The 26,036-nt window shown below is 65.5% G+C and carries 24 protein-coding genes; 15 read left to right on the top strand and 9 right to left on the bottom strand.

Going from position 1 to position 26,036, the window contains the following annotated elements; all coding sequences use genetic code 11:
- Window positions 1–118: 118 nt before the first annotated feature.
- Window positions 119–610, top strand: coding sequence for an Lrp/AsnC family transcriptional regulator (locus WKW82_RS09795; protein WP_340342093.1), 492 nt, complete (start codon window positions 119–121; stop codon window positions 608–610).
- On the opposite strand, the gene WKW82_RS09800 is transcribed toward WKW82_RS09795, so the two are convergent.
- Window positions 611–1,639 (bottom strand): serine/threonine protein kinase, encoded by a 1,029-nt coding sequence (locus WKW82_RS09800; RefSeq protein ID WP_340342094.1) that lies wholly within the window; start codon window positions 1,637–1,639, stop codon window positions 611–613.
- Between the two features lie 113 nt (window positions 1,640–1,752).
- Here WKW82_RS09800 and WKW82_RS09805 point away from each other — a divergent pair, with 113 nt between their 5' ends.
- Genes WKW82_RS09805 through WKW82_RS09825 form a run of 5 tightly spaced genes read left to right on the top strand, consistent with a single transcriptional unit; the run spans window position 1,753 to window position 6,546 of the window.
- Window positions 1,753–2,667: an amidohydrolase family protein gene (locus WKW82_RS09805; protein WP_340342095.1), complete on the top strand. Its 915-nt coding sequence runs from the start codon at window positions 1,753–1,755 to the stop codon at window positions 2,665–2,667.
- Window positions 2,664–4,178 (top strand): sugar ABC transporter ATP-binding protein, encoded by a 1,515-nt coding sequence (locus WKW82_RS09810; protein ID WP_340342096.1) that lies wholly within the window; start codon window positions 2,664–2,666, stop codon window positions 4,176–4,178. Before WKW82_RS09805 ends, WKW82_RS09810 begins: the two co-directional genes overlap by 4 nt.
- 9 nt (window positions 4,179–4,187) lie before the next feature.
- Window positions 4,188–5,219, top strand: coding sequence for an ABC transporter permease (locus tag WKW82_RS09815; protein WP_340342097.1), 1,032 nt, complete (start codon window positions 4,188–4,190; stop codon window positions 5,217–5,219).
- Between the two features lie 37 nt (window positions 5,220–5,256).
- A complete protein-coding gene (locus WKW82_RS09820; RefSeq protein ID WP_340342098.1) occupies window positions 5,257–6,195 on the top strand; it encodes an ABC transporter substrate-binding protein in 939 nt (312 codons plus the stop codon).
- A 6-nt stretch (window positions 6,196–6,201) separates the two neighbouring features.
- Window positions 6,202–6,546: an L-rhamnose mutarotase gene (locus WKW82_RS09825; RefSeq protein WP_340342099.1), complete on the top strand. Its 345-nt coding sequence runs from the start codon at window positions 6,202–6,204 to the stop codon at window positions 6,544–6,546.
- A 7-nt stretch (window positions 6,547–6,553) separates the two neighbouring features.
- On the opposite strand, the gene WKW82_RS09830 is transcribed toward WKW82_RS09825, so the two are convergent.
- From WKW82_RS09830 to WKW82_RS09860, 7 genes are all read right to left on the bottom strand, one after another.
- A complete protein-coding gene (locus WKW82_RS09830; protein ID WP_340342100.1) occupies window positions 6,554–7,648 on the bottom strand; it encodes a DUF2855 family protein in 1,095 nt (364 codons plus the stop codon).
- 124 nt (window positions 7,649–7,772) lie between these two features.
- Window positions 7,773–8,198, bottom strand: coding sequence for an organic hydroperoxide resistance protein (locus WKW82_RS09835; RefSeq protein WP_340342101.1), 426 nt, complete (start codon window positions 8,196–8,198; stop codon window positions 7,773–7,775).
- Window positions 8,199–8,259: 61 nt separating this feature from the next.
- A complete protein-coding gene (locus tag WKW82_RS09840; RefSeq protein ID WP_340342102.1) occupies window positions 8,260–8,712 on the bottom strand; it encodes a MarR family winged helix-turn-helix transcriptional regulator in 453 nt (150 codons plus the stop codon).
- 138 nt (window positions 8,713–8,850) lie between these two features.
- Window positions 8,851–10,425, bottom strand: a complete 1,575-nt coding sequence (locus WKW82_RS09845; RefSeq protein ID WP_340342422.1) for a phospholipase D family protein — start codon at window positions 10,423–10,425, stop codon at window positions 8,851–8,853.
- Window positions 10,426–10,495: 70 nt separating this feature from the next.
- Entirely contained in the window at window positions 10,496–11,125 is a 630-nt protein-coding gene (locus WKW82_RS09850) for a hypothetical protein (RefSeq protein WP_340342103.1), read from the bottom strand.
- A gap of 51 nt (window positions 11,126–11,176) precedes the next feature.
- A complete protein-coding gene (locus WKW82_RS09855; RefSeq protein ID WP_340342104.1) occupies window positions 11,177–11,992 on the bottom strand; it encodes a crotonase/enoyl-CoA hydratase family protein in 816 nt (271 codons plus the stop codon).
- A 33-nt stretch (window positions 11,993–12,025) separates the two neighbouring features.
- Window positions 12,026–12,874 carry a 3-hydroxybutyryl-CoA dehydrogenase gene (locus WKW82_RS09860; protein ID WP_340342105.1) on the bottom strand — a complete coding sequence of 283 codons (849 nt, stop codon included), beginning with the start codon at window positions 12,872–12,874 and terminating at the stop codon, window positions 12,026–12,028.
- A gap of 97 nt (window positions 12,875–12,971) precedes the next feature.
- Between WKW82_RS09860 and purT the strand changes: the two genes are divergently transcribed.
- From purT to WKW82_RS09905, 9 genes are all read left to right on the top strand, one after another.
- Complete coding sequence (purT, locus tag WKW82_RS09865) at window positions 12,972–14,177, top strand: formate-dependent phosphoribosylglycinamide formyltransferase (RefSeq protein WP_340342106.1); 1,206 nt, start codon at window positions 12,972–12,974, stop codon at window positions 14,175–14,177.
- A 208-nt stretch (window positions 14,178–14,385) separates the two neighbouring features.
- Entirely contained in the window at window positions 14,386–15,327 is a 942-nt protein-coding gene (locus WKW82_RS09870; RefSeq protein ID WP_340342107.1) for an alpha/beta hydrolase, read from the top strand.
- 170 nt (window positions 15,328–15,497) lie between these two features.
- Window positions 15,498–16,316, top strand: a complete 819-nt coding sequence (locus WKW82_RS09875) for a helix-turn-helix domain-containing protein (protein ID WP_340342108.1) — start codon at window positions 15,498–15,500, stop codon at window positions 16,314–16,316.
- 16 nt (window positions 16,317–16,332) lie between these two features.
- A complete protein-coding gene (locus WKW82_RS09880) occupies window positions 16,333–17,208 on the top strand; it encodes a branched-chain amino acid ABC transporter permease (protein WP_340342109.1) in 876 nt (291 codons plus the stop codon).
- Between the two features lie 154 nt (window positions 17,209–17,362).
- Window positions 17,363–18,439, top strand: coding sequence for a branched-chain amino acid ABC transporter permease (locus WKW82_RS09885; RefSeq protein ID WP_340342110.1), 1,077 nt, complete (start codon window positions 17,363–17,365; stop codon window positions 18,437–18,439).
- 141 nt (window positions 18,440–18,580) lie between these two features.
- On the top strand, window positions 18,581–19,393 hold the full coding sequence (locus WKW82_RS09890; RefSeq protein ID WP_340342111.1) for an ABC transporter ATP-binding protein: 813 nt from the start codon (window positions 18,581–18,583) through the stop codon (window positions 19,391–19,393).
- A 694-nt stretch (window positions 19,394–20,087) separates the two neighbouring features.
- On the top strand, window positions 20,088–20,867 hold the full coding sequence (locus WKW82_RS09895; RefSeq protein ID WP_340342112.1) for an ABC transporter ATP-binding protein: 780 nt from the start codon (window positions 20,088–20,090) through the stop codon (window positions 20,865–20,867).
- Window positions 20,868–20,872: 5 nt separating this feature from the next.
- Window positions 20,873–22,729, top strand: coding sequence for an AMP-dependent synthetase/ligase (locus tag WKW82_RS09900; RefSeq protein WP_340342113.1), 1,857 nt, complete (start codon window positions 20,873–20,875; stop codon window positions 22,727–22,729).
- A 34-nt stretch (window positions 22,730–22,763) separates the two neighbouring features.
- Window positions 22,764–23,930 carry an ABC transporter substrate-binding protein gene (locus WKW82_RS09905; protein ID WP_340342114.1) on the top strand — a complete coding sequence of 389 codons (1,167 nt, stop codon included), beginning with the start codon at window positions 22,764–22,766 and terminating at the stop codon, window positions 23,928–23,930.
- 111 nt (window positions 23,931–24,041) lie between these two features.
- Here the strand turns inward: WKW82_RS09905 and WKW82_RS09910 are convergent, their stop codons facing one another.
- The gene (locus tag WKW82_RS09910) at window positions 24,042–26,015 is read right to left on the bottom strand and encodes an alkyl/aryl-sulfatase (protein WP_340342115.1); all 1,974 of its coding nucleotides are present in this window, start codon (window positions 26,013–26,015) and stop codon (window positions 24,042–24,044) included.
- Window positions 26,016–26,036 lie beyond the last annotated feature (21 nt).

A 26,036-nucleotide genomic window follows, 5' to 3' on the forward strand; every position in this document is an offset into this window, starting at 1 on the left:
GACGTGGGAGGAATCGTAGGAAGAATCGGCTGATCGATGGTTGCAAAGATGGGGCGGTTGGCGATACTCACGTGGACGGAAAGATGAATCGGCAGCTGATTATTTTGAGAGAGCTTGAATGCGCACAACAAAATTGCAAGCCAAGGGCGAGCTTGACCGCACCGATCGCGCCATCCTCCGCGCGCTGCAACGCGACGCCTCGGTGTCGAACGTGGCGCTCGCCGCCAAGGTCAACCTGAGCGCGCCCGCGTGCCTGCGCCGCGTCGAGCGACTCAAGTCGATGGGGCTGATCAAGAAAGTGGTGGCACTGCTCGATCCAACGGCGATGGACGCCGGCACGCTCGTGATGATCGGCGTGGTGCTCGACCGCTCGACGCCCGAGTCCTTCGCTGCGTTCGAGAAGGCGGTGCAGAAGGTGTCGGGCTGTCTGGAATGCCACTGCGTGACCGGCGAGTTCGACTACTTCATGATGGTGCGCACGCGGGACAACGAGAGCTACAACCGGCTGCATGCCGAGCAGCTGCTCTACCTGCCGGGCGTGCGGCAGGTGCGGACCTTCATGGCGTTGAAGCAGGTGCTGTCGACGACGCAACTGCCGATCGCGGCGTGATCAGGCGTACAGCGGCTCTTCCGCCATCGCCTCGCACTGGTCCTGCAGCATCTGCACCTGTCCCATCCAGTAGTCGCTGCTGCCGAACCATGGGAAGTTGATCGGGAAGATCGGGTCTTCCCAGCGGCGCGCGAGCCAGGCGCTGTAGTGGATGAGGCGCAGCGTGCGCAGGGGTTCGATGAGCGCCAGTTCGCGCCGGTCGAATTCGCGGAACTGTTCGTAGCCTTCGAGCAGACCGCTCAGTTGGCCGGTGCGCTGGCCGCGATCGCCGGATAGCAGCATCCACAGGTCCTGCACCGCGAAACCGGTGCGGGCGTCATCGAGGTCGACGAAGTGCGGGCCGCCGTCGGGGCGGTCGGTCGGGGTCCAGAGGATGTTGCCGGGGTGGCAGTCGCCGTGCAGGCGCAGGCTCTTGAACTCGTTGCCGAAGGCGCCCTTGGCATCCGTCGCGAGCGCGGTCTTGGCGATCATGTCGAGCGCCTCGGTGCAGTGCTTTTCCCACAGGCCTTGCACGTCGAGCGGAACCTTGTCGTGCTTCAGCAGCCAGTCGCGGGAAGCGGTGCCGAAGCTTTTCAAGTCCAAAGCCGGCCGTGCCACGAACGGCTTCTTCGCGCCCACCGTGTGGATGCGCGCAAGGAAGCGGCCGACCCATTCGAGCACCTCGAAATCGTCCAGCTCCGGCGGTCGGCCGCCGCGATAGGGGCTAACGCTGAAGGCAAAGCCGGCATGCTCGTGCAGCGTCCCGCCCTTGAGTTCCAGCGGCGCGACGGCGGGCACTTCGGCCGCGGTGAGCTCGGCCGAGAAGCCATGTTCCTCCATGATCTGCGCCTCGCTCCAGCGGCCCGGCCGGTAGAACTTGGCGACCACCACGCTGCGGTCTTCCAGGTGGATTTGATAGACACGGTTCTCGTAGGAACTGAGCGCCTGCAGGCGACCGTCGCCGTGCAGGTCGAGCGTCGCGAGGGCGTCGAGCACCACGTCCGGCGTGAGTGACTCGTAGGGGTGCGCGAGCGCGTTGGATGCAGACATGGGGTCGATTGTCGCCTTGGGCCTTGAACCGGCCCTACCGACGTATCGGCGCGGGTAAGTCCTAGCGCAACTCGCCACCGCGCAGAGGAGCGTTCCTCAATAATTTGCCGGCCATGACGATCCAGCGGATTGACGCGCATCAACACTTCTGGCGACCTGCAAGGGGCGACTATGGATGGCTGCGTGCGGACGACCCAGGGCTTGCGCCCCTGTACCGGGACTTCATGCCGACGGACTTGCAACCCACCTTGCAGACCCATCAGGTTGCGCAGACCGTGCTGGTGCAAGCCGCCGAGAGCGAGGCGGAGACCGAGTTCATGTTGAGCCTCGCCGAGTCCACGACCTTCATCGGCGGCGTGGTGGGCTGGGTCGACCTGAGCCGTGCGGAATCGACGTCGACGCTGGCGCGCTGGGCCGAGCGGCATCCGCACCTGAAGGGCGTGCGGCCGATGCTGCAGGACCTTGCCGACGCCGACTGGATCGCCCATGCGCCGTATGCAGACACGGTTCGCACGATGCAGCGCCTGGGCCTGCGCTTCGATGCGCTGGTGAAGCCGCAGCATTTGAGTGGGTTGCTGCGTTTCGTGCAGGCGTGGCCCGACTTGCCGGTGGTCATCGACCATGCCGCCAAGCCGCAACTTCGCGCGGGCTGGAATGCCGATTGGGCTGGCTCGTGGCGCCGCCAGATGGCCGAACTGGCCGCGCATCCGCAGGTGGTCTGCAAGTTCTCCGGGCTGCTCACCGAAGCGCCCGAAGCGGCAGGCGCGGCGGAATTGCGTCCGGTGTGGAGTCATTTGCTCGAATGCTTCGGACCCGACCGCCTGCTGTGGGGAAGCGACTGGCCCGTGCTCAACCTGGCGAGCGACTATGTGAACTGGATCGGCGTGGCCGACAGCCTGATCGGTGAACTGTCGGTCGATGAACAGGCCAGCGTCTGGCACGACACCGCCGCGCGCTTCTATGGCCTGGAGACTCGACTGCCTGAAGACGCTCTCACACCGGCACGCAGCACGGAGCTTCCCTCATGACGCCGAACGTCGTCATCCGCAACCTCAGCAAGTCCTTCCCCGGCGTGCGCGCGCTGGACCGTGCGCAATTCGAACTGCTGCCCGGCGAGGTGCACGCGCTCATGGGCGAAAACGGCGCGGGCAAGTCGACGCTGATGAAAGTGCTGGCCGGCGTCTACCAGAAAGACGAAGGCGAGATCCTCGTCGATGGCCGACCGGTCGACATCGACAGCCCGCGCGCCGCGCAGGCCTTGGGCATCGGCATCGTGCATCAGGAACTCAACCTGATGAACCACCTGAGCGCCGCGCAGAACATCTTCATCGGCCGCGAGCCGCGCGGGCGCTTCGGCGTCTTCCTCGACGAGGATGCGCTCAACGCGAAGGCCGACGTGATCTTCCAGCGGCTGCACCTGAAGCTGGACCCGCGCACGCTGGTCGGCGACCTCACGGTGGCGAAGCAGCAGATGGTCGAGATTGCCAAGGCGCTGTCCTTCGACTCGCGCGTGCTGATCATGGACGAGCCCACCGCCGCGCTCAACAACGCCGAGATCGAGGAGCTGTTCCGTGTCGTGCGGCAGTTGCAAGGCGAAGGCGTAGGCGTGGTCTACATCTCGCACAAGATGGACGAGCTGCGCCAGATCGCCAACCGCGTCACGGTCATGCGTGACGGCCAGTACATCGCGACCGTGCCGATGGCCAGCACGCCGATGCAGTCCATCATCAGCATGATGGTCGGCCGCGAGCTGAACCAGGAGGTGCCGGACATTCCGGACACTTCAGCGAATCCGGTCGTGCTGACGGTCAGGGGCCTGCGGCGCGGCGCGGTCATCAAGAACGTGGGCTTCACATTGCGCAAGGGCGAGATTCTCGGCTTTGCCGGCTTGATGGGCGCGGGCCGCACGGAGGTGGCACGCGCGGTGTTCGGCGCCGACCCCATCGAGGCGGGCGAGATCGAGGTGCATGGAAAGCGCGTGACGATCCGTTCGCCGCAGGACGCGGTGGGCCACGGCATCGGCTACCTCTCGGAGGACCGCAAGCACTTCGGCCTGGCCACGGGCCTGGATGTCGAGACCAACGTGGTGCTGTCGAGCCTCAATCGCTTCACCAAGGCCGGCATGTTCCTGGACCAGGTTGCGATCGAGAAGACCGCGGGGGACTACATCCGGCAGCTCAGCATCAAGACGCCGTCGGCGCAGCAGCTGGTGCGGCTGCTCTCGGGCGGCAACCAGCAGAAGATCGTGATTGCCAAGTGGCTGCTGCGCGACTGCGACATCCTGTTCTTCGACGAGCCCACGCGCGGCATCGACGTTGGCGCCAAGAGCGAGATATACAAGCTGCTGAACGCGCTGGCCGCGCAAGGCAAGGCCATCGTGATGATCTCCTCCGAGCTGCCCGAGGTGCTGCGCATGAGCCACCGCATCCTGGTGATGTGCGAGGGCCGCATCACCGGCGAGCTGAAGGCCCACGAGGCGACACAGGAAAAGATCATGCACCTGGCCACCCTGCGCGAGAGCGCCACAACCCCCGCCTGAAGCGCCCAGATGGCCAACCCAACGACCACCACCACTGCATCGACGACCACCGCCGCGCCTTCCTCGGGCATCGCGGCGCGCCTGTTCCGCCCGGCCACGCGCCAGAAGCTGCTGGCCTTCGCGAGCCTGCTGGTGCTGATGATCTTCTTCAGCTTCGCCTCGTCGAACTTCATGCAGACCGACAACATGGTCGCGATCCTGCAGGCCACGGCGGTGAACGGCGTGCTGGCGATTGCCTGCACCTTCGTGATCGTCACCGGCGGCATCGACCTGTCGGTGGGCACGATGATGACCTTCTGTGCGGTGATGGCCGGCGTGGTGCTCACGCATTGGGGCATGCCGCTGTGGCTCGGCGTCGCGGCGGCGATCCTGTTCGGCGCGCTGTGCGGCTTCGTGTCGGGTGTGCTGATCGCCAAGCTCAAGGTGCCGCCGTTCATCGCGACGCTCGGCATGATGATGTTGCTCAAGGGCCTGTCGCTGGTCATCTCGGGCACGAAGCCGATCTACTTCAACGACACGCCGGGCTTCACCTACATCTCGCAGGAATCGCTGATCGGCGACCTGATCCCGGCGCTGCCGATTCCGAATGCGGTGCTGATCCTGTTCATCGTGGCCGTCGTCGCGAGCATCGTGCTGAACAAGTCGGTGCTCGGCCGCTACACCTTCGCGCTGGGCAGCAACGAGGAGGCGGTGCGCTTGTCGGGCGTGAACGTGGACTTCTGGAAGATCGTGGTGTATTCGGTGAGCGGTGCGATCTGCGGCATCGCCGGCCTGCTGATCGCCTCGCGCCTCAACTCGGCGCAGCCGGCGCTGGGGCAGGGCTACGAGCTGGATGCGATCGCGGCGGTGGTCATCGGCGGCACCTCGCTGAGCGGCGGTACGGGCACGATCATCGGCACCATCATCGGCGCGTTCATCATGAGCGTGCTGACCAACGGGCTGCGCATCATGTCGGTGGCGCAGGAGTGGCAAACCGTCGTGACCGGCGTCATCATCATCCTCGCTGTGTACATGGACATCCTGCGCCGCAAGAAGCAGTAGCCGGCGCGTTTTCTTTCATCACCTGGAGACACGAAGCATGAAGAGAAGAGCAGTGAACATCGCCGCGGTGCTGGCCGCATCGCTGGGCCTGAGCGGCGTCGCATTCGCACAGGAAACGTACATCCCGCTGATTTCCAAGGGCTTCCAGCACCAGTTCTGGCAAGCGGTGAAGCAGGGCGCCGACCAGGCCGCGAAGGACTACAAGGTCAAGGTCACCTTCGAAGGCCCGGAGACCGAGGCCATGGTCGACAAGCAGATCGACATGCTCTCTGCCGCGCTCGCCAAGAAGCCGCAGGCACTGGGCTTTGCCGCGCTCGACAGCAAGGCCGCGATCCCGCTGCTGAAGAAGGCGCAGGCCGCGAAGATCCCGGTGGTGGCTTTCGACTCGGGCGTGGACAGCGACATCCCGGTGACCACCGCGACGACGGACAACAAGGCCGCCGCCGCGCTGGCGGCCGACAAGATGGCCGAACTGATCGGCAAGTCCGGCGAGGTGGCGCTGGTGGTGCACGACCAGACCAGCCGCACCGGCGTCGACCGGCGCGACGGCTTCCTCGAACGCATGAAGTCGACGTATCCCAATATCAAGATCGTCAGCGTGCAATACGGCGGCGGCGACCAGTTGAAGTCCACCGAGATCGCCAAGTCGATCCTGCAGGCCTCGCCCAACCTCAAGGGCATGTTCGGCGCGAACGAAGGCTCGGCCATCGGCGTGGTGAATGCGGCCAAGGAGACCAAGCGCAAGATCGTGATCGTCGGCTACGACTCGGGCAAGCAGCAGAAGGACGCGATCAAGGACGGCACCATGGCCGGCGCGATCACGCAGAACCCGGTGGGTATCGGCTACAAGACGGTCGAGGCGGCGGTGAAGGCGCTCAAGGGCGAGACGCTGCCAAAGGTGATCGACACGGGCTTCTACTGGTACGACAAGAGCAACATCGCGGATCCGAAGATCGCGGCTGTCCTGTACGACTGATCACGAATGCAACACGTCCTCGCGCTCGACCTTAAGGACGACCCGGCCCTGATCGCCGAGTACGAGGCTCATCACCGCGCGGTGTGGCCCGAGGTGCAGGCGCACCTGCGGCGCCACGGCGTGACGGAGATGAAGATCTACCGGCTCGGCACCCGCATGGTGATGGTGATGCACACCGACGACACGGTCTACGACGCGGCGCGCATGCAGGCCGCGAGCGAGTCCGATCCGGTGCTGGTCGAGTGGGAGGCGCTGATGTGGAAGTTCCAGGCGCCCACGCCGTGGACGCCGAAGGGCAGCAAGTGGATCGAGCTGCAGAAGGTGTTCGACTTCAGGTCGCCGCCGGTTTAGCGCTGCGTCAGGCCGTCTTGATCATCGACAGCATGTGCCCCACGCGCGGGTGGCTCTTGCCGCCCAGCACTTCGAGATAAGCCGCATGCACGGCCTCCGGCCCGCGATGGTGGTCGACCACCAGCCAGGGCGCGGCCTCGTCGGTGACCTGCGCGGTGAAGTCGCGCCACCCTTCCAGCAGCTTGCGGTTGAGTTCCGCGGCACCCCACTCCTCGCTGCGTTTCTTGACCTGTGCCGGTGCGAAGAACAGCGTCGCCTTCGGCCCCGGCAGGTTCTTCGCGCCGCCCAGTTGCTCCACGTGCGTGCCGCCGATCGAACTGCTGAACTTCAGGTTGACGAAGCGCGTGTGGACCTCCAGCCGGAAGGCCGCGTTGCCGGCGAAGTCGACGTACACGCAGGCCGCGTCGGTCGGGATCTGGTCCAGTTCGTCGTAGCCGACCACGCGGCTGTAGCAGCCCAGGCTTTCGCAGAACAGCTTGTTGCCGGGCGAGGTCAGGCCGATCACCTCGATGCCCTCGCGCTGCGCCAGCATGAAGGCCGTGCCATAGGCCGTCTTGCTCGATGCGCTGGACAGCAGCACCGTGTCGGCGCCGAAGAACTTGTTCTCCGCGAGGAAGTCGTCGATCAGCCAGGAGGTCATGAACAGCGGGCGCATCAGCGCCTGCACATCCTCGGTGTCTGCCGTGTAGAGCGGGTCGGCGCTGCAACGCATGTAGCGGTTGTAGACGCCGTGCAGTTCGGCGCGGTGCGGGGCCGCGTCGACGAAGCTGTCGGGCTTGAGCCGGTCGGCCTGCAGCACGACCTGGTCGGCCATCGGGAAGTAGCCGTACAGGCGCTCGCCCACTGCCACGCCAGGGTTCAGCGACTGCACCACGGTGCCGAAGCCCCACACCGGGATCACGCCCCAGCCCTCTTCACCGCTCGGGAAGAAGTTCCAGTAGCTCATCGCCGCGCCGAAGGCGGCGTAGGTGATGTTGTTGGCGGTGAGCGCGAAGGTGTCGATGCGTACGCGCACTTGCCCGGGGGCCAGGGGCGCATCCGCGCTGGTGCGCAGGCGTGCGGTGGGCAGGGCGTCCTTGCGGGCGAGCAGGGTGGTGGTCATGAGGTAGGTCTCCGGGCCTGAACCTTAGCGCACCCCGACGGCGCGCGCACGAAAAAAAGCCCCGGCCGCCTCGAGGGCGACGGCCGGGGCTCCGAAATCCTGCGGCTTTGCCGCAGCGGCTGGATCAGACGATTTCGAGGTTCACGTCGATGTTGCCACGGGTGGCATTCGAATAGGGGCAGACCTTGTGCGCGGTCTCGACCAGCAGCTTCTTCTGCGCGTCGTCCAGGCCCGGCAGCGTGATGGCCAGCGTGACCGCGATGCCGTAGGCGGCGCCGCCGTTGATCGGGCCGAGCGAGACCTTGGAGTCGATCGCCACGTCGTCCGGCACCTTGACGCTGATCTTCGGGCCGACGGCCTTCATGGCGCCGATGAAGCAGGCGGCGTAGCCGACGGCGAAGAGCTGCTCGGGGTTGGTGCCGGCCTTGCCCGAACCGGGTGAGCTCAGCTTGACGTCGATCGCTCCATCGCTGGATTTGCCGGCGCCGTCGCGGCCGCCGGTGGTGTGGGCTTCAGCGGTGTAGAGAACCTTGTCGAGTGCGGTGGTCATGTCTGTCGTTCCTTGGGTGGGTGGGTGAAAAATGCTTCTCTGGCGAAGCGGTGAAGAAATCCTATGCAGCGGCCTTGATGCGATCCCGCAATGTCTGGAGCTGGCGCGTGAGGCCGACCAGTTCGTCGATCGAGCATTCGCTCGCCGCCATCAGGCACGCCGGCACGCTCGCGGCCTTGGCCTTGAGCTTTCGGCCAGCCGCCGTCAGCGTGATGTGCACGCGCCGTTCGTCCGCCACGTCGCGCAGCCGCGTGACGAGTCCGTTGGCTTCGAGCCGCTTGAGCAGGGGCGTCAGCGTGCCGGAGTCGAGCGAGAGCTGCGTGCCCAGTTCCGACACCATCAGCCCGTCGCGCTCCCAGAGCGCCAGCATGACGAGGTATTGCGGATAGGTGAGGTGGAGCTTGTCGAGCAGCGGCTTGTAGAGCCGGGTCATGGCGAGCGACGCGGAGTACACCGCGAAGCAGAGCTGGTTGTCCAGCTTCAGCATTTCGTCGGTGGTAGGGGCGTTGCGCATGGGTTGAATTCTAGGGTCCAATTGAATTGCGTGCAATTTAATTGGATTGCCCACGCCCGGGACAGGGATTCGCAGCGCGGCTTGCGCGCGAAAGAACCGGCACGGCTATCAGGCGGTTGATCCGTCTTTCGACAGCAACTACAGCATCCACTCGATCGGCAGGATCCGCAGGAAGTCGACCCAGCCGCGGCGCATGGCGGTGGATCCCGGCTCGGTCGTGTAGCGCGTCTCGCCTTGCGCGCCGCGTTCGACCCATTCGAGGCTGTCGCCATCGGGCAGCAGGCGCACCTCGTAGGCTTCGTTGGGCAGCAGTCCGTCGAGCTTGGTCGACAGCGCATTGGCAAGCACCGGGCTGTCGATGACCATGCCCATCTCGGTGTTGAGCCGGGCCGAGCGCGGGTCGAGATTGAAGGAGCCGACGAAGACACGGTTGCGGTCCTTCGAGAAGGTCTTCGCATGCAGCGCCGCCGCTTTGGTCGTGCCGCTGCCGCTGCCGGGCAGCCCACGCGGCACGTCGTCGTTGTCCTTGACCGATGGCAGCGCTGCGCCGGGCTTGAGTTCGTAGAGGATGACGCCGGCCTTGAGCAGGTCCTTGCGGTACTTGGTGTAGCCGGCGTGCACCGGCGACACATCCGTCGCCGAGAGCGAATTGGTCAGCACGCGCACCTTCACGCCGCGCCGGGCCAGCGCCATCAGTCCTTCGGAGCCCTCCTTGCCCGGCACGAAGTAGGGCGAGACCAGGTCGAGCTGGCGGTCCGGCCGGCCCATGGCCTTCTCGAGCTGCGGCAGGAGCTGGAACTCGGTGCGATCGGAGGTCGACAGCGTCTTGGCCGGGTCGTCGTTGATCACGTGCGCCGTGGTCCATTCGAAGGGAATTCGGTCCTCCACGATCTGCGTCACCAGCGCCGTCTTCTGGACGACTTCCAGGTAGCGCTTGGCTTCCTCGCTCTCGTGGACCTTCTGCCAGCCGGCCCGCAGCAGCGCCGGGCCGCCGGCGTCGGACGGCGGGATCACGCTGGCCGCGGGGTACGCGGAGGGGCTGTTCCAGAACAGGTCGAACTCGTTCGACACCTCCTGCACCACCGCGCCGATCGCCAACACGTCCAGGTCCTGGAAGCCGACCTGGGTGTTGGCGCCGAAGTATTCGTCGCCGATGTTGCGCCCTCCCACGATCGCCGCCTGGTTGTCGGCGGTGAAGGACTTGTTGTGCATGCGGTGGTTGACGCGCGTGAAGTCGAAGGTGAAGTCAGCCAGCCGCGCCTTGCGGTTGGCGAAGGGGTTGTAGAGGCGGACCTCGATGTTGGGATGCGCGTCCAGCGCGGCCAGCGTCGGGTCGAGGCCCTTGGTGTTGGCATCGTCGATCAGCATGCGAACGCGCACGCCGCGCTCCGCCGCCTCCCACAAGGCTTGCCAGAGGAGTTGGCCGGTGGTGTCGGAATGCCAGATGTAGTACTGAACGTCGATGCTGCGTTGCGCCGCGCGTGCCAGCGCGATGCGGGCCGCGAAGGCCTCGGGCGCCACCGGCAGCGGATGGATGCCGGACTGGTTCGGATGCGCGGCGACGCGTTGTCGCAGGGCCTGGCCGAGCCGGGTGTCCGCGGTTTGCGTGAGGGCCGAGGTGGGTGTGCGCTCGACCTTGCCGGGCAATGAAGAGCAGGCCGAAACAAGGAGGGCGACGCACAAGACTGCGAAAGCGCGAAAGGCGGGCGACATCGTGATCACGGCGGCTCCTTGGTGGCAGAGCCGCATTCTAGGCACGGGGCCTTTTTGTGAACTGATGTTTCTACGACTTGCCCGGCAGCATCCACATGGGTGCGGAACTCTTGCCAGTCCTGGCCACTTCGCCGCAATAGTCCTTCGCGGCGAACTTGGCCTGGGCGCGCGGGGCAGGGATGCCGACCCAGTGCATGGTGAGGCTCTCCTGCAGCGTCCCGTCCTTCGACACCTTGGTACGCGTGTCGTCGCGCTCGGCAAAGCCGATGCTGACGGGGCCGGCGGCGTGGCGCTGGTCGTCGAGTGGCCAGGAACAGACCATGAGGTAGCGCGGGCCCTGCTCGCCGGTCATCGGCGGCTTGGGCGTATCGAATTCGCGGCGCACCGTGGACAGGCCCTGGGTGGGCTGGTAGGCGGTCTGGCCGACTGCGGTGACCTTGCCGTCGTCATCGACGGCGAAGGCCGCCGAGGCGCCTGGGTTGGAGGGATTGCCCGGCACCACGACGTTGGCGTTCAGGGTGTAGTGCTGGCCCTTGTTCTTGCCCCGATAGGACATGTGGCCGATGATCCAGGCGGAGGCCGCTGGCACCGGCGCGGGCGGTGTCTGGGCAAAGGCCGTGACCATTGCGCTCCATGCGGCGACGCCCAGGAAGGAACGCGAAAAAGCGCGGGCGCGCGGCCCGCGGCGGGTGGTGTTCATGGCGGTGGGGCTCCTCGTGTCGGGAACGAACCGCCACTCTGTCACACAGTCCTATCGCCCGGTGAATTTCGACGGCCGACGCTCCACAAAAGAGCGTATGCCTTCCGCCGCGTCCTCGCTGTTGGACAGGCGCTTCTGCGTCTCGATGAACTCGGCCACCGCCACCAGCGGCCCCTGCTCTACGGCCTTGATGATGTTGAGGCGTGTGGCCACCACCGCCAGCGGCGCTTGTGCGGCGATGCGCTGCGCAATCGCCAGCGCCGCATCGAGTTCCTGCCCGGCCGGCACCACCTTCTGCACGAAGTTGAGGCGATAGGCCTCGGCGCTGTCGAACTCGTCGGCCGTCAGCAGGTGCAGCATCGCATTGCCCACGCCGGCGCGCTCGGCCATGCGCAGCGTGGCGCCGCCCGTGGCCATGATCCCGCGCTGCACTTCCAGTTGGGAGAAGCGGCAGTTGTCCGCCGCGACCACGATGTCGGCGCCCAGCATCAGCTCGATGCCGACCGTGAAGCAGATGCCCTTGACCGCCACCACCATCGGCTTGGTGCGGCGGCGGTAGTCCGGCAGGCCGAAGTCGTGCGGCTCCACCAGCCCGGCCGGAATCGCCTTCTCGCCGCGCCGCATGTATTCGGCCACCGCCGGCAGGTCGAGCCCCGCGGTGAAGTGGTCGCCGAAGGCATGCAGCACGCCCACGCGCAATTCGGGGTCGTCATCGAGCCTCGTGTAGGCCTCGGCCAGTTGCTTGAACATCGGCGGCGTCCAGCCGTTGCGCTTGGCCGGGCGGTTGATGCCGATCAAGAGCACGTGGCCGAGCACCTGGGTGTCGATGCAGCCTTCTGCGGGCGGGGTGGTGGGGGTGGCGGTCATTGGGTGCTTGTCTCCTTGTTGGTAGGGTCGATCTCAGTACGAGTAGACGCCGCGCTTCGTCTTGCGCCCCAGTTGCCCTGCCGCGACCATCTCCTTGAGCAGCGGGCACGGGCGGTACTTCGAATCGCCGAACTGCTCGAGGTACACCTCCATCACGGCCAGGCAGACGTCCAGGCCGATCATGTCGGCCAGCGCCAGCGGGCCGATCGGCTGGTTGCAGCCGAGCTTCATGCCGTCGTCGATGTCCTGCGCGGTGGCGATGCCTTCGGACAGCACGAAGAAGGCCTCGTTGATCATCGGGATCAGGATGCGGTTGACGACGAAGCCCGGTGCGTTCTTGACGGTGATCGGCGACTTGCCGAGCTTTACGGCCAGTTCCTTCACCGCATCGTGCGTGGCATCGCTGGTGAGGTAGCCGCGAATGATCTCGACCAGCGCCATCATCGGCACCGGGTTGAAGAAATGCATGCCGATGAAGCGGTCGGCGCGCGAGGTGGCGGCGGCCAGTTGCGTGATCGAGATGGAGGAGGTGTTCGACGCGATGATGACCTCGGGCGCGACCAGTTCGTCGACCTGCTTGAGGATCTTGAGCTTGAGCGCGTGGTTCTCGGTCGCGGCCTCGATCACGAGTTGTGCGGACTTGAGGTCTTCGTAGTTGGTCGAGCCCTTGATCAGGCCCAGCGCGGTCGCCTTCTGCGCCTCGGTCAGCTTTTCCTTCTTGATCAGGCGGTCGAGGCTGCCCGAGACCGTGGCCAGCCCCTTGTCGACCGCCGCCTGTGCGACGTCGACCATCACGACGTTGACGCCCACCACCGCGCATGCCTGCGCGATGCCGTTGCCCATGGTGCCGGCGCCGATGATGCCGACCGTTTGAATAGCCATTTGGAAAGCTCCTGGAGTTGCTGTGAAAAGGGGAGGCGGACGTGCGCCCGCAAAAGTCCGCCATTTTGGGCCACGCGGTGCACTAAAGTCCGTCCCCATGACGACGATCGGCACCCCCCTTTCCCCCTCCGCAACCCGCGTGTTGCTCCTCGGCTCCGGCGAACTCGGCAAGGAGGTGCTGATCGCCCTCCAGCGCCTCGGCGTCGAAACCATCGCGGTCGACCGCTACGAGAACGCGCCCGGCCAACAGGTGGCGCACCATGCGCGCACCATCACGATGAGCGACCCCGCCGCGCTCAAGGCGCTGATCGAGGCGGAAAGGCCGATGCTCGTGGTACCCGAGATCGAGGCCATCGCCACGCCGATGCTGCAGGAGCTGGAAGACGCTGGCGTGGTGCGCGTGATCCCCACCGCACGCGCCGCCCGCCTCACGATGGACCGAGAAGGCATCCGCCGCCTGGCGGCAGAGACCTTGAGCCTGCCCACCAGCCCGTACAAGTTCTGCGACTCGCTGGCCGAGCTGCAGGCCGCGATCGATGGCGGCATCGGTTACCCCTGCGTGGTCAAGCCCGTGATGAGCAGCTCCGGCAAGGGCCAGAGCAAGATCGACGGCCCGGCCGACGTGCAGAAGGCCTGGGACTACGCCATGGCCGGCGGCCGCGTGAGCCACGGCCGCGTGATCGTCGAAGGCTTCATCGACTTCGACTACGAAATCACGCTGCTGACGGTGCGCTCCGTCGGAGCCGATGGCCAGGTGCAAACCTCCTTCTGCGAACCGATCGGGCACTTGCAGGTGAGCGGCGATTACGTCGAAAGCTGGCAGCCGCATCCGATGTCTACGGTGGCGTTGCAAAAGGCGCAGCAGATCGCGCAGGCCGTGACGGCGGACCTGGGCGGTCAGGGACTCTTTGGCGTCGAACTGTTCGTCAAGGGCAATGAAGTCTGGTTCAGCGAAGTCAGCCCGCGCCCGCACGACACCGGCATGGTGACGATGGCGACGCAATGGCAGAACGAGTTCGAACTGCATGCGCGCGCCATCCTCGGCCTGCCGGTGGACACCACGCTCAAGAGCGCGGGTGCGAGCGCGGTGATCTATGGCGGCGTCGATGCGAAGGGCATCGTGTTCGATGGCGTGGCCGAGGCGATGCGCGTGCCGGGCGCGGACGTGCGGCTGTTCGGCAAGCCGGAGAGCTTCGTCAAGCGGCGCATGGGCGTGGCGCTCGTGCACGCGGAAGACGTTGATACGGCGCGCAGCCGGGCACGCGAGGCGGCGGCTTGCGTCAAGCCCCGCGTGGCGGGCTGACAGGCTCCATCAGGATCGCGCCGAACGGGTCTCGGCCGTCGTCCGGGCGGTGCCTGTTCCGGCGTGCGCGGCGCCATCGCATGTCGCCTGCGCGACGCGGCATGCGTGCCAGCGGTCGCCACACGCGCATGGATTCGGGTGCCTGCTGATACCCGAACGTCGGTCCACGCCCCACACTGGGCGTTTCCACCGACCCCAAGGGAACCTCATGCTCCACCCCCAAGCCCGCGGCCTGCTCGACTTCATCGCATCGCGCAACGTACCTCCCACGCACACGCTGCCGGCCGTCGAAGCCCGCGCCTTCTACCGCGAGCGCCGTGCCGTCACGCAACCCGAGCCCTCCGCGGTCGCCGAAGTCCGCGAACTCAGCGCCCCGGGCCCGGCCGGCGCCATCCCGCTGCGCATGTACCGCCCCATGGGCAGCCAGCCCGCCGACGTGCTGCCCGTGCTCGTCTACTACCACGGGGGTGGCTGGGTCATCGGCGACCTCGACACGCATGACGTGCTGTGCCGCGAACTCAGCAACGGCTCCGGCTGCGCGGTCATCGCGGTCGACTACCGGCTTGCTCCGGAACACCGCTTCCCCGCCGCCGTCGACGACTCGTGGGCGGCCACGCGCTGGATCCGCCAGGAAGCAGCCTCGCTCGGCATCGACGCCAGCCGCCTCGCCGTCGGCGGCGACAGCGCAGGCGGCAATCTCGCGGCGGTGATGTCGATCATGGCGCGCGATGCGGGCGACCTGCCGATCGCCTTCCAACTGTTGATCTACCCCGGCACCGACATGCGCCGCGGCCATGCCTCGCACACCACCAACGGCAAGGGCTACCTGCTCGAGGCCGACACCATCACCTACTTCCACGACCACTACATCACCGACGTGGCGCAGGACCTCGACTGGCGCGCGTCACCGCTCTTGCACAAGGATTTGTCGAAGCTGCCGCCGGCCCTCGTGATCACCGCCGGCTTCGACCCCTTGCGCGATGAAGGCCTCGACTATGCCGACGCGCTGGCCACCGCCGGCAACCGCGCGACGTACGTCTGCTTCGAGCGCCAGATCCACGGCTTCATCACGATGGGCAAGGTGCTCGACGAAGCGAATGCCGCGGTCGCGCTTTGCGCCGCCGAATTGCGACGCGCCTTGAAAGCCTAGGGAGCGCCCCTAGGGGAAAGTCCCGGCGCAAATCAGCCGCGCGCGTCGATTTGCGCCGCTACCATGCCCCGATCGCGAAACGGTCGGCGCGGCGAGAGCAGCAACTGCAATCACTACAACAACACATGCGGCAGCCAACCGATTCCACACACGCAGGAGGCAACCAGGGCATGCAGGACTCAACCCGCAGCGCACGACCTGTGAAGAGGGGCGAGCGACTCATGTGGATCACGACGCAGCGCGTCTTTTACGCCGGGCTTCTTGGTGCGGCCGGCGAGCGCACCTTCGGTGGGCATGCGGTGTACGTGACGCCTGCTGGTGCACCACCCAACCGCATCTGCATCGGCGGCGGCGCATGGCAAGAGGGCGAGCTCCTGGTGGTGCCGCCACAGGTGCCGCACCAGGTGCAAAGCGCAAGCCCGCTGATCCTCAACCTGCTCATCGAGGCCGACTCGGTCGATGCCGGTGCCTTGCCTTCGTTCATGCACCATTGCGGACCGGTCGATGACGCACCGGCCTTCGTGCAGCGCGTGCGCGATGGCCATGCGCGACTGCTGGCCGCATCGGGCCGCGAATGCTTCAACAGCTTCGACTTCGACACCTTGTTCTTCGGCGCGGTGCTGAAGCCGCGTGCCTTCGATGCACGCATTCGCGAAGTCGTCGACCGCATCAACGCCGACCCGGCCGGCCCCGCATCGGCCGAGTCCTGCGCCGCCTTGGTGCATCTTTCCTTCTCGCGCTTCCTGCATCTGTTCAAGCAGGAGACCGGCGTGCCGTTCCGTGCGTTCCGCGCCTGGAAGCGTGCACGCAGCCTGCTGCGCCATGTGCGCGAATCGTCGACGCTGACCGACATCGCACTCGACACCGGCTATCCGGATTCCACGCACTTCAGTCATTCGATCCGGCAGGTCTACGGCCTGCGTCCGAGCGACATATTTGCCGGTTCACGTCGCCTCGCGTTGCACGACGCCGGGCGCGTGGTGCTGTGAAACCGGGAGGCCTGTCTTGCAAGTCGTCCAACTGCTGATTTCCGGCATCGCGCAGGGCTGCATCTACGGCCTGATCGCGCTCGGCTTCGTGCTGATCTACAAGGCCACCGAGACGGTGAGCTTCGCCCAGGGCGAGCTGATGATGCTCGGCGCCTTCGCGGCCTTCGTCGGCATCTCCATGATGGGCATGCCCTTCTGGATGGCGGCCGTGCTGGCGGTCGTGGCGATGGCCGCTTTCGGCGTGCTGCTGGAACTGGTGGTGATCCGCCCGATCCTCGGGCAGCCGCAGTTCTCGATCGTGATGCTGACCATCGGCATCGCCTATGTGGCGCGCGGCGTCATCACGATGCTGCCGGTTATCGGCACCGAGACCAACACATTGCCCGTGCCGTACAAGGACGAGATCTGGAAGCTCGGTGCGCTGGTGCTCAATGTCGAGCAGATGGTGATCATCGTGGCGACGGCGATCCTGTGCGGCTTGCTGTTCGCGATGTTCCGCTACAGCAAGCTCGGCATCGCGATGCAGGCCTCGTCGCAGAACCAGCTGGCAGCCTACTACATGGGCATTCCGGTGAAGCGGCTCAATGGCCTGGTGTGGGGGCTCGCCGCCGCGGTGGCGGCCATCGCGGGCATGCTGCTCGCGCCCATCACCTTCGTGCACGCGAACATGGGCTTCATCGGGCTCAAGGCCTTTCCTGCCGCGGTGGTCGGCGGCTTCGGCAGCCTGCCGGGCGCAATCGTCGGCGGGTTGGTGATCGGCGTGGTGGAGTCGTTCTCGGGCTTCTACCTGCCCGATGGCTTCAAGGACACGGCGCCGTACATCGTTGTGCTGCTGATGCTGATGTTCAAGCCCAACGGTCTGTTCGGCGAAAAGCTGCGGAAGAAGGTCTAGTCATGTCGCTCGCCCCCAGGATCCGCGCACTTCGTGTCGCTCCTCCAACCCCCGACCGGGGGCAACACCAACGGCCCGGCAAAGGCGGTTCCGTGGTGTTTCCGGAATTGGCGTTGCGGTGCTTTGATGCCCGGCGTGTCGGGTAGCGAGGCCTATGCGATTCCTTTTCAAAACCTCCTACGCGCAAGACGTTGCCCTGGCCAAGCATGGCGGGCACACCTTCTGGTACGGGCTGCTGTGCGTGGCGTTGCTCGTCGCACCGTGGGTGGTGCCCGAGTACTGGATGGCACAGCTGACCTTCGTGCTGATCTACGGCATCGTCGGGCTGGGGCTGATGCTGCTGGCGGGCTTCACCGGACAGTTCTCGATCGGGCATGCGGCCTTCCTCGGCACAGGCGCCTACACGCAGGCGGTGCTGAGCAACATGGGCGTGCCCTTGCCGATCGCGCTGCTGGGCGCGGCGGCGTTGTCGGCGGCAGTGGGCGTGGTGGTGGCGATGCCGGCGCTGCGCGTGAAGGGCATCTACCTCGGCATCGCGACCTTGTCCTTCGGCTTCATCGTCGAGGAAGTGTTCGCGCGATGGGAGAGCGTGACGGGTGGCAACTCGGGCCTGCATGTGAAGACGGCGACCTTGTTCGGGCTGGAACTGGGGTCGGGGGACGGCTTCTACTACCTGTGCCTGGTGATCGCAGTGCTGGCCACGCTGGGCATCCTGAACCTGCTGCGCTCGCCGACGGGGCGGGCCTTCGTGGCGATCCGCGATTCGGAGATCTCGGCGCAGAGCATGGGCATCCACCTGGCGCGCTACAAGACGATGTCCTTCGCCATCTCTGCCGCGCTCGCGGGTGTGGGCGGCGGGTTGTATGCGCACAAGCTGAGCTTCATCTCGCCGGACCAGTTCAACATCATCCAGTCGATCGACCTGCTGCTGATGGTGGTGATAGGCGGGCTGGGCTCGGTGCATGGTGCCTTCCTCGGCGCGATCTTCCTGATCGCGATGCCGCAGTTGATCTCGATGGGCAAGGACTACCTGCCCGCGATGGTCGGGCAGGCGCCCGGCTTGCAAGGGCTGGTCTATGGCCTGGTGCTGATTGCGTTCGTGATGTTCGAGCCGCTGGGGCTGTATGGCCGCTGGCTGAAGATCCGGACTTGGCTGCAGCTCTTTCCGTTCTACCGGCGCGGGCTGTTCAAACGGCAGAAGTCGTTCACCAAGTCGGATCGCCTCAGATGAAAGGAAGGCCCACCCCCGAACGCGCCTGCGGCGCCTCCCCCTCGAGGGGGCGCACCCAGCGGCCCGGCAAAGCCGGTTCCGCGGGTGCCCGCGAATCGGCTTCTCCGGTGCAAGCGGCGAGCGGCGTCATGGAAGCCTGAAATGAGCAGCGATATTCTTCTTTCTGCCAGAGACTTGAGCGTGCGCTTCGGCGGTGTGCTCGCGGTGAACAAGGTGAGCTTCGACGTGCGGCGCGGCGAGGTGTTCACCTTGATCGGCCCCAACGGTGCGGGCAAGACGACGGTGTTCAACCTGATCAGCCGCATCTACACGCCGACCTCGGGCGAGATCATGTGGCACGGCGAGGCCGCGCCGCTGGCCTTGACGCAGCAGGCGCCGCATTCGATTGCCGCGCTGGGCATCGCGCGCACCTTCCAGAACATCGAGTTGTTCGAGTACGCGACGGTGTTGCAGAACCTGCTGATCGGCCGGCACACGCATCGCCAGACGGGCTTCTGGAGCGAGGTGTTCTTCACGCCGGCGACGCGTCGCGCGGAGATTGCGGCGCGCGAGAAAGCGGAGCAGGTGATCGACTTGCTCGACTTGCAGCATCACCGGGATTCGATGGTCGCAGGCCTGCCGTATGGCGTGCGCAAGGTGGTGGAACTGGCGCGTGCCTTGTGCACGGAGCCGAAGCTGCTGTTGCTGGACGAGCCGTCGTCGGGGTTGAACGTCGAGGAGACGGCGGACATGGCGTTCTGGATCCAGGACATCCAGCAGGAGTTGGGCGTGTCGGTGCTGATGGTGGAGCACGACATGTCGCTGGTGTCGAAGGTGTCGGATCGCGTGCTGGCGATGAACCAGGGCGAGGAAATTGCGACCGGGACGCCGCGCGAGGTGCAGTCGAACGCGAAGGTCATCGAGGCGTATCTGGGGACTGTGGATGATGTGAGCAGTTTGCGGAGGGTGGCGTGACTGAGCGTGTGTTGTCGTCGCGGAGAGCGCCCGGCATGCGATGCGCGCCGGTCGCTTTCACTGTGCCGGTCGCTTCGCGACTCCCCTGCGCTGCTCGCCTTTCGCGGGGTCTGGCTCGAACTCGCTTCGCTCAGACAATCGCCAGCCCTGATCCGCGAAAGGCTGCGCTGCTCGGCGGCACAGAGGCGGCGCCCGGCGCGCATCGCATGCCGGGCTTGGGGGTGACCGATGTCCACGTCCCCTTGGGGAGGCGGCGGCCCTCACCCCAGCCCTCTCCCAGAGGGAGAGGGGGCAATACCGGGAACGAGTGCAATGCCGGAAGCCGGCGCGATATTGGCAGGGCGAGCAATGCCGGAAGCGGGCGCAATCGATGCAGAGGGAGTGACGAAACCGGCGCAGCCTTTCCTCGTCGGTGGGCGGTGTGCGGTGCGGTGTGGGCGACCCTTCTGCGCCGCCGAGCAGCGCAGCGTTTGGCGGATCAGGGCCACATGCTGTTTGAGCGAAGCGAGTTCATGTGGACCCCGCCAAACGTGAGCAGCGCAGGGGAGTCGCGCAGCGACCGGCGGAGTAGGGTCGCACGCGCCGTACCGCATGCCGCTCGCCGACGCACCCCAGACCTGACCGCTAACACAACTGCAACTGAAACAAGCATCGTGACCGACGCCGCTTGCGCGACACAGCACGAAGGACAAGCATGAGCGAAGACCAACCCGTCCTCCAGTTGCTCAATGTCGAAAGCGCCTACGGTCCTATCAAGGCCATCCGCGGCGTGAGTCTGAAGGTCAGATCCGGCGAGATCGCAACGGTCCTGGGCTCCAACGGCGCCGGCAAGACGACGATCCTCAAGACCATCTCCGGCATCATCGATCCGCGCAAGGGCAGCATCGAGTTCAAAGGCCAGAACATCACCGCCAAGGACCCGGCCTTCATCGTGCAGCAGGGCCTGAGCCATGTGCCGGAAGGGCGCGAAGTGTTCCCGCTGCTGTCGGTCAAGGACAACCTGCTCATGGGCGCCTACACCCGCAAGGATCGCGACGGCGTGGGGCGCGACATGGAGACAGTGTTCAACTACTTCCCGATCCTGCGCGAGCGCGCGACGCAGGACGCCGGCCTGCTCTCCGGCGGCCAGCAACAGATGCTCGCCATCTCGCGCGCCATCATGGCCGCGCCCGCGCTGATCCTGCTCGACGAGCCGAGCCTGGGCCTGTCGCCCAAGCTCACCAAGGAAATCTTCGAGATCGTCGTGCGCATCAACCGTGAGCGCGGCACCACCATTTTGCTGGTCGAGCAGAACGCCAACATGGCGCTCAACGCCTCCGACTACGGCTACGTGCTCGAGAACGGCCGCATCGTCATGGAAGACACCTGCGAGCGGCTGCGCGAGAAGGACGACATCAAGGAGTTCTACCTCGGACTCAAGGACGACGGCGTGCGCGGCGAGCGGCGCTGGAAGAAAAAGAAGACCTGGAGATAACGGCCATGCAAGGACTCTGGGACACCGCCGCCATCCAGCCGAAGTTCGACATCGTCGTGCCCGGCGACACCATTCCCGCCGTGTTCTGGAACGCGGTGCGGCAACGCGGAGACACCGTGTGGATGCGGCAGAAGCAACTGGGTATCTGGCGCAGCTGGAGCTGGAACCAGACCGCCGCCGCGGTCAAGGAAATCGCGGGTGGCCTGATGGCCATCGGCTTCGGGGCGGGGCAGTGCGCGTCGATCCTGTCCAACACCGTGATCGAGTGGGTGCTGTGCGACCTGGCCGTGCTGAGCTGCGGTGGCGTGGCCAACGGCATCTATCCGACCGATGCCGCCTCCCAGGTGCACTACCTCTGCGAGGACTCGCGCACTACCGTGCTGTTCGTCGAGGATGACGAGCAGCTCGACAAGGCGCTCGAAGTGCGCGCAGGGCTGCCGCTCTTGCGCAAGATCATCGTGGCCGACATGGAGGGACTACGCGACCTCAATGACCCGGACGTGATGAGTCTCGATGCCTTGCGTGCGCTCGGTCGCGAGTACCTCAAGACGCATCCCAACGCGGTGGAAACCGCGGTGGCCGCATGCAAGCCCGAGGACCTTGCGATCCTCGTCTACACCTCCGGCACCACCGGCAAGCCCAAGGGCGCGATGCACAGTCACGGCGGACTGGTCTTCACCGCGCGCGGCTACAACACGCTGATCGCGCAGGACGAGCGCGACGAGCGCATGTGCTTCCTGCCGTTGTGCCACATCGCCGAGCGCATGGGCGGCGAGTACTTCGCGATGTACACCGGATCCATCCTCAACTTCGTCGAGAACCCCGAGACCGTGCCGGAGAACGTGCGCGAGATCGCACCGACCGTGTTCACCGCCGTGCCGCGCGTGTGGGAGAAGTTCTATTCCGGCGTGATGATCGCGCTGAAGGAAGCGAGCCCGCTGCAGCAGGCCGCGTACAAGTGGAGCATCGGCATTGGCGAGGCCATCGCGGCGAAGGTGCTGGCCGGCGAGGAAGTCAGTGGCGCGCTCAAGTTCAAGTTCCGCATCGCCCGCTTGCTGGCGCTCGACAACGCGCGGAAGCTCATCGGCATCCATCGCGCGCGCTTCCTTGTAACGGGTGCGGCGCCGATCTCGCCCGAGCTGGTCAAGTGGTACCTCGCGCTCGGCGTGCCGATGCTGGAGGTCTGGGGCATGACCGAGTCCTGCGGCGCATCGACCGCAGTGCCGGCCACGCGCATCAAGCCCGGTTCGATCGGCCCGGCGACCGTCTACAACGAGGTGCGCATCGACCCGCAGACGGGCGAGATCCTGGTGCGCGGACAGAACGTGTTCATGGGCTACCTCAACCAGCCTGAGAAGACGGCCGAGACCATCGATGCCGAAGGCTGGCTGCACACCGGCGACGTGGGTTCGATGGACGAGGACGGCTTCTTCCGCATCACCGACCGGATGAAGGACATCATCATCACGGCCGGCGGCAAGAACGTGACGCCGAGCGAGCTTGAGAACGAACTCAAGTTCAGCCCCTACATCACCGATGCCGTGGTGATCGGCGACAAGCGGCCCTACCTCACGGTGATCATCATGATCGACCAGGAGAACGTCGAGAAGTTCGCGCAGGACAACGACGTGCCCTTCAGCAACTACCAGAGCCTGACACGTGCCAAGGAAGTGCTGGACCTGATCCAGTCGGAGCTGGAACGCGTCAACACCAAGTTCGCGCGCGTGGAGCAGATCAAGAAGTTCTTCCTGCTGGAGACGCAGCTCAGCGCGGAAGACGAAGAACTCACGCCGACGATGAAGCTCAAGCGCAAGCTGGTGCAGACCAAGTACGCCGAGCGCATCGACGCCATGTACGCCTGAGGCAACAACCGTTTATTGACCCAAGGAGACAGTGATGAAGACTTTGACAGCAATAGCCCTGGCTGCTTCGCTCGCGCTGGGCACCGGCGCCGCGTTCGCGCAATCGCAAGGCGTGAGCAAGGACGAGATCCGCATCGGCACGATCCAGGACTTGTCGGGGCCGGTGGCAGGCTTCGGCAAGCAAGCCCGCAACGGCATGCAATTGCGCGTGGATGAAATCAACGAGCAAGGCGGCGTGAACGGCCGCAAGCTCAAGCTCTTCGTCGAAGACTCCGGCTTCGACCCGAAGAGGGCCGTGCTGGCTGCGCAGAAGCTGGTCAACCAGGACAAGATCTTCATCATGGCCGGCCACATCGGCACGCCGCACAACATGGCGGCGATGCCCGTGCAGTTCGAGAAGAACGTGATCAACTTCTTCCCGATCACGGCGGCGCGTGAAATGTACGAGCCGTTCCACAAGCTCAAGTACTCGTTTGCCGCCACCTACTACGACCAGATCCGGATGGCCCTGCCGAAAATGGTCAAGGACAAGGGCGCAAAGAAGGTGTGCAGCATGTACCAGGACGACGAGTTCGGCCTTGAGGTGGAGCGCGGCGCCGAAGCCGGCCTGAAGACCATCGGCATGGAAGTGGCTGAAAAGACTTCCTACAAGCGCGGCGCGACCGACTTCAGTTCGCAAGTCGCCAAGCTCAAGGCCGCGAACTGCGACCTGGTCGTGCTGGGCACCATCATTCGCGAAACCATCGGTGCGGTGGGGGAAGCGCGCAAGACTGGGTTCAATCCGACCTTCCTGGGCTCCAGCGCGGCATATACCGACCTGATCCACAAGCTCGGCGGAAAGCCCATGGACGGTGTCTACGCCACGATGACGGTGCAGAACCCCTACACCGACGACCAGTCGCAACCGGTGCGCTTCTGGGCCAACAAGTACAAGACGAAGTTCAACGAGGATCCGACGGTGTTCAGCGCCTACGGCTACGAGATCGTCGACGCCTTCATCCAGGTTGCGCAAAAAGCGGGGAACAACCTCACGACGGACAGCTTCATCAAGGTGATGGACAGCACCACCTTCGAGCCTGACATGTTCGGCTCGCCGAAGCAGACCTTCACCGCGACCAAGCGCCTTGGCAATGACCAGTCGCGCCTGTCGCAGATCGTGGATGGGAAGTGGAAAGTGGTCTCCGACTACCTCGCGCCCTGAGCTGCCCTATTCCCTCTCCCCGCTGGGGAGAGGGTCAGGGTGAGGGGCGCGGCGGTCGCTCAACCGCCAGACCCCCATCGATCCGGCGCCATGTAGCCGCCGGATCAGCGCTCAAGGCGTCACGATGTCGAAGTAAGGATCGAAGGTCTCCACGTTGGCGAACACGCTCGCCAGCACCTTCGGATCGCCATCGACCGCCACCATCTCGGCCTGGACCAATTCCGGCAGCTTCTTGCCCTGCAGCAGCATCGCCAGGAAAGCCGGTCGCGTCAGCGTGAGCTTGACGTCCGGATTCTTCAGCACGCGGCCCTTGGTGTTGTTGAGTACCGAGTTCGACAGTTCCAGCGCCCACGTCTCCTTCAGGTCGGTGAACTCCATCTGGATGCTGGCCTTCATGCCGTCGGTCTTCTCGTGGTCCAGGCGCAGGGCGATGAAGTCGAACAGCAGTTCGTTGTCCATGCCGCGCACCACGTCCGGACCTTGCGTGTTGACCGGCGGCTTGATCACGCCCTGGCGCAGTTCACGCGCGCCCACCAGGTAGGCATTGCGCCAGGTGCCGGCCTCGGACTGGTAGCCCAGTTGCTCGAGCGTGTCGGCCTGCAGGGCCTTGGCGGCCGTGTTGCGGGGGTTGGCAAACACGATGCGGTTGCCCACCTCGGCGGCCCACCGGTAGTCGCCGTCGTCGAAGGCCTTGCGCGCAACCTCGAGTGCCTTCGCTTCGCCGCCCATGGCCGCGACGTAGCGCTTGGCAAGATCGGCGGGCGGCAGGCGGTTCAGCGTGGCCGGATTGGCGTCATAGAAGCCGAGGTAGTACTGGTACACCGCGCGCAGGTTGTGGCTCAGCGTGCCGTAGTAGCCATGCGTGCTGGAATCGGCGGCCAGGCCCTTCGGGAAGAAGGTGGCGTTGCTGATCTCTTCCATCGTCTCGCCCTTGTTGGCCAGGTTCAGCGCCTGGTCGTGGAGGAAGCGGTAGGTGTCGCGCTGGTCGACGAGGAACTTGCGGATGTTGTCCTTGCCGAAGGTGGGCCAGTGATGGCTGCCGAACACCACTTCGGCGTCCGGATACATGTCCAGCGTCGAGTTGATGTACTTGCTCCACGACAACGCATCGCGCACCTTGGCACCCCGGATGGTGTAGAGGTTGTGCATGGTCTTGCTGATGACTTCCGAGGCACAGAGGGTCTTCTTGTCCGGGAAATAGAACATCATCTCCGACGGTGCCTCGGAGTTCTGCGCCATCTGGAAGACGATGCGCACGCCATCGATGGTCGCTTCCTGGCCCGTCTTCGTGATGAGGTCGGTCGGCGGCAGCATGCCGGTGCTGCCGAAGCTCAGCGCCTTGCCCAGCCCGCCGCCCACGGCCTGGCGGTCGTTCTGGTCCAGGCCCACACCGAACTGATAGGTCGCGCGGCGCGACATGGCATTGCCGGCCAGCACGTTCTCGGCGATGGCGTTGTCCATGAAGCCTTCGGGTGCATAGATCTTCACCTTGCCGGCCTTCACATCGGCTTCATCGACCACGCCGCGCACGCCGCCGAAATGGTCGACGTGGCTGTGCGTGTAGATCACGGCCACCACGGGCTTGGTGCTGCCCAACTTCTGCATCGCGAAAGCCAGCGTCGTGCGGGCCATCTCGGCGGTGAAGATCGGGTCGATGACGATCCAGCCGGTCTTGCCTTCGACCAGCGTCATGTTGGCCAGGTCGAGGCCGCGGATCTGGTAGATGCCGTCCGTGACCTTGAACAGGCCGCTGTGGTTGTTGAGCTTTTCCTGGCGCCACAGGCTGGGGTTGACGGTGGCCGGCGCGTTGCCCTTCATGAAGGACGAGAAGCGGTTCGCGTCCCAGACGGTCTTGCCGCTGGCGTCCTTGACGACCGGATCAGGCAACTGTGCGACGAAGCCGCGCGTGGCCTCGTCGTTGTCGGTCTTGTCGTCCATCGTCATGGCTTGCGCGGCGGCCTGGTTGGCGCGGAGGGTGGCTTGCGTCGCGGGCTTGGGCGCCACGTCCTGTTGCTGCGCAAAGGTGTGCGGGATGAAGGCCGTGGCGATGAGCGAGGCGATGAGGGTTCTGTGAATGGTTTTCATGTCCGGGGATGTCTTGTTGCG

It is taken from the genome of Variovorax rhizosphaerae, assembly GCF_037889975.1.
In the GTDB taxonomy this organism is placed as follows: Bacteria; Pseudomonadota; Gammaproteobacteria; order Burkholderiales; family Burkholderiaceae_C; genus Variovorax; species Variovorax rhizosphaerae.

Bases quoted from the DNA above. Each gene is read 5' to 3' on its own strand.
- WKW82_RS09890 (WP_340342111.1), top strand. From the start codon at position 18,581: ATGAGCAGCGATATTCTTCTTTCTGCCAGAGACTTGAGCGTGCGCTTC.
- WKW82_RS09815 (WP_340342097.1), top strand. From the start codon at position 4,188: ATGGCCAACCCAACGACCACCACCACTGCATCGACGACCACCGCCGCG.
- WKW82_RS09860 (WP_340342105.1), bottom strand. From the start codon at position 12,874: ATGGCTATTCAAACGGTCGGCATCATCGGCGCCGGCACCATGGGCAAC.
- WKW82_RS09840 (WP_340342102.1), bottom strand. From the start codon at position 8,712: ATGCGCAACGCCCCTACCACCGACGAAATGCTGAAGCTGGACAACCAG.
- WKW82_RS09910 (WP_340342115.1), bottom strand. From the start codon at position 26,015: ATGAAAACCATTCACAGAACCCTCATCGCCTCGCTCATCGCCACGGCC.
- WKW82_RS09875 (WP_340342108.1), top strand. From the start codon at position 15,498: ATGCAGGACTCAACCCGCAGCGCACGACCTGTGAAGAGGGGCGAGCGA.
- WKW82_RS09800 (WP_340342094.1), bottom strand. From the start codon at position 1,639: ATGTCTGCATCCAACGCGCTCGCGCACCCCTACGAGTCACTCACGCCG.
- WKW82_RS09905 (WP_340342114.1), top strand. From the start codon at position 22,764: ATGAAGACTTTGACAGCAATAGCCCTGGCTGCTTCGCTCGCGCTGGGC.
- WKW82_RS09820 (WP_340342098.1), top strand. From the start codon at position 5,257: ATGAAGAGAAGAGCAGTGAACATCGCCGCGGTGCTGGCCGCATCGCTG.
- WKW82_RS09845 (WP_340342422.1), bottom strand. From the start codon at position 10,425: ATGTCGCCCGCCTTTCGCGCTTTCGCAGTCTTGTGCGTCGCCCTCCTT.
- WKW82_RS09900 (WP_340342113.1), top strand. From the start codon at position 20,873: ATGCAAGGACTCTGGGACACCGCCGCCATCCAGCCGAAGTTCGACATC.
- WKW82_RS09885 (WP_340342110.1), top strand. From the start codon at position 17,363: ATGCGATTCCTTTTCAAAACCTCCTACGCGCAAGACGTTGCCCTGGCC.
- WKW82_RS09830 (WP_340342100.1), bottom strand. From the start codon at position 7,648: ATGACCACCACCCTGCTCGCCCGCAAGGACGCCCTGCCCACCGCACGC.
- WKW82_RS09795 (WP_340342093.1), top strand. From the start codon at position 119: ATGCGCACAACAAAATTGCAAGCCAAGGGCGAGCTTGACCGCACCGAT.
- WKW82_RS09850 (WP_340342103.1), bottom strand. From the start codon at position 11,125: ATGAACACCACCCGCCGCGGGCCGCGCGCCCGCGCTTTTTCGCGTTCC.
- WKW82_RS09870 (WP_340342107.1), top strand. From the start codon at position 14,386: ATGCTCCACCCCCAAGCCCGCGGCCTGCTCGACTTCATCGCATCGCGC.
- purT (WP_340342106.1), top strand. From the start codon at position 12,972: ATGACGACGATCGGCACCCCCCTTTCCCCCTCCGCAACCCGCGTGTTG.
- WKW82_RS09855 (WP_340342104.1), bottom strand. From the start codon at position 11,992: ATGACCGCCACCCCCACCACCCCGCCCGCAGAAGGCTGCATCGACACC.
- WKW82_RS09825 (WP_340342099.1), top strand. From the start codon at position 6,202: ATGCAACACGTCCTCGCGCTCGACCTTAAGGACGACCCGGCCCTGATC.
- WKW82_RS09805 (WP_340342095.1), top strand. From the start codon at position 1,753: ATGACGATCCAGCGGATTGACGCGCATCAACACTTCTGGCGACCTGCA.
- WKW82_RS09835 (WP_340342101.1), bottom strand. From the start codon at position 8,198: ATGACCACCGCACTCGACAAGGTTCTCTACACCGCTGAAGCCCACACC.
- WKW82_RS09895 (WP_340342112.1), top strand. From the start codon at position 20,088: ATGAGCGAAGACCAACCCGTCCTCCAGTTGCTCAATGTCGAAAGCGCC.
- WKW82_RS09810 (WP_340342096.1), top strand. From the start codon at position 2,664: ATGACGCCGAACGTCGTCATCCGCAACCTCAGCAAGTCCTTCCCCGGC.